The organism is Streptomyces sp. NPDC059142 (assembly GCF_042755665.1).
Taxonomy (GTDB): domain Bacteria; phylum Actinomycetota; class Actinomycetes; order Streptomycetales; family Streptomycetaceae; genus Streptomyces.
Genome location: NZ_JBHZDA010000010.1, coordinates 63,005 through 68,604 on the forward strand (window position 1 = coordinate 63,005; position 5,600 = coordinate 68,604).

Annotated in this window: 4 protein-coding genes and 1 pseudogene; 3 read left to right on the forward strand and 2 right to left on the reverse strand. The window is 73.4% G+C overall.

All coding sequences use genetic code 11. From position 1 onward, the window contains the following. Positions 1–245, reverse strand: a pseudogene (locus ACFXPK_RS06150) (hypothetical protein); the annotation flags it as partial. Positions 246–425: 180 nt separating this feature from the next. After that, a complete protein-coding gene (locus ACFXPK_RS06155) occupies positions 426–1,514 on the reverse strand; it encodes an LLM class flavin-dependent oxidoreductase (RefSeq protein ID WP_385072192.1) in 1,089 nt (362 codons plus the stop codon). A gap of 121 nt (positions 1,515–1,635) precedes the next feature. Here ACFXPK_RS06155 and ACFXPK_RS06160 point away from each other — a divergent pair, with 121 nt between their 5' ends. The 3 genes from ACFXPK_RS06160 to ACFXPK_RS06170 all read left to right on the forward strand — a co-directional run bounded on the left by ACFXPK_RS06160 (position 1,636) and on the right by ACFXPK_RS06170 (position 5,277). After that, positions 1,636–2,508, forward strand: coding sequence for a response regulator transcription factor (locus ACFXPK_RS06160; protein WP_385072298.1), 873 nt, complete (start codon positions 1,636–1,638; stop codon positions 2,506–2,508). Then, entirely contained in the window at positions 2,495–4,639 is a 2,145-nt protein-coding gene (locus ACFXPK_RS06165; protein WP_385072195.1) for a sensor histidine kinase, read from the forward strand. Before ACFXPK_RS06160 ends, ACFXPK_RS06165 begins: the two co-directional genes overlap by 14 nt. Positions 4,640–4,740: 101 nt before the next feature. Further along, on the forward strand, positions 4,741–5,277 hold the full coding sequence (locus tag ACFXPK_RS06170) for a hypothetical protein (RefSeq protein ID WP_385072196.1): 537 nt from the start codon (positions 4,741–4,743) through the stop codon (positions 5,275–5,277). The last annotated feature ends 323 nt before the right edge of the window (positions 5,278–5,600 follow it).

Sequence of the window (5,600 nt, forward strand, 5' to 3'; positions counted from 1 at the left end):
GCCGGTGAGCAGCCAGGAGGCGCCGAGCGCCGCGCCGCCCGGCGCCGCGGCGGGGTGGCCGCGGCGGCGGGGGGGGGGCGCGGGGCGGCGCGGTCCGCGGCCGGCGCCGCCGCCGCGGTCGGGGCGGTGAGCGCGGGCAGCAGGCCCACGACGAGCCCGAGGAGGGCGGCGAGGAGCAGGGCGGTACGCGCGCGGGGCGGCCTGGCGGGGCCGGGACGGGGACTGGGAAGGGAGCTGGGAAGCACGGGGGGTCCTTTCCGCCGTTCTTCACATCGGTGCGCCTGTGCACCGACGCGCCTTTACATCGATGTAACGGCGAGGCGCCACGCTAGGGACGGGCTCATGCTCATGTCAACGGGTCGGTGCGGGGCGGTGCGGGTCGGTGCCGGTCGGTGCGGTGCGGTGTCAGCCGGTGCGGTGCGGTGTCAGCCGGTGGTGGCGGGCCGGCCGAGCGCCGGGCCGAGGCGGGTCGCGATGTCGGTGAGGATCTGGACGTAGTCGTCGTGGCCGAAGGTGAACGGCAGGGCGAACGCGACCTCGTCGACCTCGCGGAACGCGACATGGGCCCGCAGCCGTTCGGCGATCTCCTCCGACGTCCCGACCAGATCGGGCGCGAACATCAGCCGCGCGGGGCCCTGCGGGGCGGCGGTGCGCGGCAGCCGCGTCCGGGCGTACTCCTCGTACTTCGCGCGCTGCGACGGCGAGGCGCTGTCCGTCGGGATGACGACGAGTCCCTGCGAGACACGGGCGCGTTCGCCGTCGGGGTGGTGGGCGCGGAAGGCCCGGATGTGCGAGAGCTGGATCGCCGCGAAGTCCAGGGGCTCTCTCGTCCCTCCCATCTCTCCCTTCTCCCCCGATTTCCCCGCCTCTCTCGTCTCTCTCGTCTCCTCCGGCTCCGGCGCCTCTTCCGCCTTCACGACACTGCTGGTCAGGAAGTTCATCGCGTTCTCGCCCGCCCACCGCGCCGACCGCAGACTGCCGCCGCCGTACCACATGCGCGCGCCCAGACCGGGGGAGTGCGGCTGGACCCGGTCGGAGAAGGACTCGAAGCCCTGGACGCCGCTGAAACCGGAGGCCCGTTCGCCGCGTACGAAGTCCAGCAGCCGCCGCACACGCGGGTGGCCGAAGTCCTCGGCCTCCGCCGTGTCCGGGTAGAGCGCGTCCTTGACGTGGTCGTAGTTCATCGGCGGACCGACGCTGACCCCCGGGTTGAGGCGGCCCCCGGAGAGGATGTCGACGGTCGCCAGGTCCTCGGCCAGCCGCAGCGGATTCTCCCAGCCCAGCGGGATGACCGCGGTGCCCAGCTCGATCCGCGAGGTGCGCTGCGAGGCGGCGGCCAGCAGCGCCACGGGCGAGGAGATGCCGTACTGGAGATGGCGGTGGCGCACCCAGGCGCTGTCGAACCCCAGCCGCTCACCCAGCTCGATGATCTTCAGCGTCGACTCGTGTCCCGGGCCCGGATCGGCGCCGTCGAAGAGTCCGATCGTCAGGAACCCCAGCTTCCGTAGCTTCATGCCGGGCCGAACGCCGCAGCCGCCGCGATTCATTCCGCACTCAGGCCCTTTGTGGCCAACTCCCTTCTACGTGAGGCAAATTGATGCTTCGCATACGATCGTCCGCGTGCGCGCAAACATCATGGTCGCCGAAGACGACGCGAAGCAGGCCGAACTGGTGCGCCGCTACCTGGAGCACGAGGGGTACGCGGTCACGGTCGTCGAGGACGGCCGTGCGGCGCTGGAGGGGGTCCGGCACCGGGCGCCCGACCTGCTCGTCCTCGATGTGATGATGCCCCGGACCGACGGCCTGGACGTCGTACGGATCCTGCGCGCCGAGGGCCGGGAGGTGCCGGTGCTGATGCTGACGGCCCGCTCCACCGAGGACGATCTGCTGCTCGGTCTGGATCTCGGCGCCGACGACTACATGACCAAGCCGTTCAGCCCGCGCGAGCTGATGGCCCGGGTCCGTACGCTGCTGCGCCGCCACCGGCGCTCCGGGGGCTCACCGGACGCCGGTTCTGCTTCCGGCTCCGGCTCGGGCTCCGGTTCTGGTTCCGGTTCCGGTTCCGGTTCTCTTTCGGGTCCTGACGCCGGTTCCGGTAGCCGTTCCGATGGCCGTTCCGGTTCCGCGCCGGTGCGGGCGCGGGTACCGGTGCCCGCCCCCGCTGCCGTGCCCGGCGACGAGGTGCTGTCGGTGGGCACCCTGCGGATCGATCCGGCCCGGCACGAGGTGTCCGTCGGGGACACGCCGGTCGTCTGCACGCCCGGCGAGTTCCGTATCCTCGCCGCGATGGCGGCCGAGCCGGACCGGGTTTTCACCCGGCAGCGGCTCCTGGAGGAGTTGCACGGCTTCGCCACGTACATCAGCGGGCGCACCGTCGACGTCCATGTCATGCATCTGCGCAAGAAGATCGAGCGCTCCCCGCGGCGGCCGACCCGGCTGCTCACCGTGTTCGGCGTCGGCTACAAGCTGACCGACCCCGCGAAGGACGGACGCCATGCCCCCTCGTGAGAGGCGCACCCCCGCCCGGCTGCCGCTCCGCAGAAGCGTGCTCGGCCGTCTGCTCACCGTGTCGGCGCTGGTGGCCTCGTGCTCGGTGGCCGCCACGGCCTGGCTCGTCGTGCAGACGACCTCGGTCGCGATCCGCCAGGAGCAGGGGCAGAACCTCAGCGCCGACGCCACCATCTACAACACGCTGATGGGATACGCGGCCACCCACCCGAGCTGGGAGGGGGTGGACGCCACGGTACGGAAACTGGCCGAGGACTCCGAACGCCGGATCACGCTCACCACCCAGGACCGGCGCCCGCTCTTCGACTCGGCCGCCCCCGGGGGCGGTTCGGGCTCCGGTTCGGATTCCGGTAAGGATTCCGGTTCGGCCGCCGGGGCGGCGGTCGATCCGCTGCCGGCGCAGGCGTCCGCGGTCGTCGATCCGCTCTCCGTCGACACCGCCCTGGTGTCCGACGCGTCCTCCGGGGACACGGACCGCGTCGACCCGCGCGCCGTCGGCCCGTTCCTGCTGCCCGGGAAGGAGCGTGAGAGCCTGCGGCAGATCGCGCAGAGGCAGGTGGAGTGCCTCAACGGCGTGGGCATCGCGGCGGACGTCGTCGACGGCCCGAGCGGACGGCCCCGTATCCACTACGTCAGCAGCGGCGACGCCGACCGCAATGTGGACGGGAAGTGCCTGGCGGCCGAGCCGGAGACCCCCACCCGGACCGAGAAGAAGGCCCTCGACGCGCTCAACCAACTGGCCGACGCCTGCCTGGAACGCCAGGGCAGGACCGGCGTGAGGCTGAACCTGGACCTGTCCTGGCAGCGGGGGTACATGGAGGACGCGGAAGCCGCCCGTCCGGCCGAGGGCCCCAGGGACGAGTCCGGCGAGATGGTGGCGAGCCCCCGCCGGGAGAAGGCCGTCCAGGAAGCCGCCAAGCGGGACGAGGACGACGGGACGGCCCGCGCGACGGCGGAGAAGGAACGAGCGGCGGCCTACGGGTACCAGGGGGCGACCGAGGCCCGTAACAGCAAGTACGACCGGGACATCGCCTCCTGCGTCGGCAGCGCCCGCCGCGAACAGCTGACCGGCTATGTCGCGGCGCCCGCCCTGCTGTTCATCGGCGGCCCGCGCGCCGTCAGCGTGCCCGGGTTCGACCTCTCGCCGAAGAGCACCGCCCGTATCGCCGGGGTCGCGGCCCTCGTCCTCGCCCTCACGGTCGGCGCCTCGGTGATCGCCGGAACCCGGTTCGTACGCCCGCTGCACGCGCTCACCGGCGCCGCCCAGCGGATGCGGGACGGCCTCGACTCGGCGCCCGTGCCGGTCGGCCCGGACGACGAGATCGGCCGACTGGCCGCCGCCTTCAACGACATGGCCGCGCACCGCGCCCGGCTGGAGGCCCAGCGCAAGGCGATGGTCAGCGACGTCGCCCACGAACTCCGTACGCCGCTGAGCAACATCCGCGGCTGGCTGGAGGCGGCACAGGACGGACTGGCCGAACCCGACCCGGCGTTCGTCGCCTCGCTCCACGACGAGGCGGTCCAGCTCCAGCACATCATCAACGACCTCCAGGACCTGGCGGCGGCCGACGCGGGCGCGCTGCGGCTGCACATGGAGCCGGTACGGATCGACGACCTGCTCGGCCAGGTCGCCACCGCGCACCAGGGCCTCGCCGAGACCGCGGGCGTCACGCTGACGCTCGCCCCGGCGGCGCCCGGCGCCCCGCGACCGCCGCTGCTCGACGCCGACCCGGTGCGGCTGCGCCAGGCGGTCGGCAACCTGGTCTCCAACGCGGTACGGCACACCCCCTCCGGCGGGCGGGTGACGCTGCGCTCGTACGTCAGCGACACGGAGCGCCCCGGTGAGGAGGTGGCCGTCGAGGTCTCCGACACCGGCACCGGAATCCCGGCCGCCGATGTCCCGCACGTGTTCGACCGCTTCTGGCGCGCGGAGAAGTCCCGTAACCGGTCCACCGGTGGCAGCGGCCTCGGCCTGGCGATCGTCCTCAAGCTGGCGGAGGCCCACGGCGGTACGGCGGGGGTGGTGAGCACGGAGGGGAAGGGCTCGGTCTTCACCCTGCGCCTGCCGGCCGCGCCGGGGACCGGTCCTGACGCGGGCACCGGTCCTGATGCGATGACTATGACGTCCTGACAGGTTCTTCACATGTGGTCGACAGGCTGGGGTCATGCCCGGAACCTGGTGCGAATCGGCATCCAGGCACCACCCACACCGGGCCGGAACTGGAGCGACCCATGTCTCGTCATCTCCGCCTGCGTCTCGCCGCACTGACCGCTGTCGCGGCCGGCGCGCTGCTCGTCCCGGCCACCGCGGCCGTCGCGGACACCGTCTCCGACCAGCCCCGGGCGTCGGTGCCGGACTCGGCGGCGGCCGAAAAGCCGGAGGACCGTTCCTCGGACGCGAAGATGAAGGCGGCCGAAGCGGAGCGCACCCCGTCGGACCAGAAGGCCCAGGACGACAAGCGCGCCGAGGCCGCCAAGCGTGCCGAGGCCGCCCAGCAGGCGCCGCGCGGCGGCGTCGCCGCGGGCGACGCGCCGAGCGCCGCCGTGAGCGACAAGGCGCAGCGGGCCGAGGAGCAGAAGAGCGCCGAGGCCAAGCGGGCCGAGGCTGCCAAGGAGGCCCCGCGCGGCGGTGTCGCGGCGGGCGAGGCCCCGGCCGGATCCGCCACCGGTGTCGCCCCCCTCGCCGGTACGGCGGCGGGCACGCTGCTGCTCGCGGGCGCCGGTACGTTCGTCCTGCGCCGCCGTGCCACCGCGCGCGCCAACGGCTGACCCCGACACAGCACAGCACAGCACAGCACAGCACAGCACAGCACGACACAGCACAGCACGACACAGCACGGTGGCACGGCACACATCGCGTCACCACACATCGCGTCACCCCATGCGGCGTCACCACATGTCGCGTGAGCACGTACCGCGTGAGCACATACCGCGTGGCCACATCTCGGTGAGCACCCCTCGCGTCTCCGCGCGCCGCGCTCGACCTACCCCCCGCGCACCGCGCACCGCCTGATCAGGCACCACCGTGGGGGGGGGGGGCGGCGCCCCGGGGGGGGGGGCGCGCGCGGCGGCCCCCCCCCCCCCCCCCCCCC

Excerpts from the sequence above, each read along its gene's own strand:
- ACFXPK_RS06155 (WP_385072192.1), bottom strand. The coding sequence starts at position 1,514 with ATGAAGCTACGGAAGCTGGGGTTCCTGACGATCGGACTCTTCGACGGC.
- ACFXPK_RS06160 (WP_385072298.1), top strand. The coding sequence starts at position 1,636 with ATGGTCGCCGAAGACGACGCGAAGCAGGCCGAACTGGTGCGCCGCTAC.
- ACFXPK_RS06165 (WP_385072195.1), top strand. The coding sequence starts at position 2,495 with ATGCCCCCTCGTGAGAGGCGCACCCCCGCCCGGCTGCCGCTCCGCAGA.
- ACFXPK_RS06170 (WP_385072196.1), top strand. The coding sequence starts at position 4,741 with ATGTCTCGTCATCTCCGCCTGCGTCTCGCCGCACTGACCGCTGTCGCG.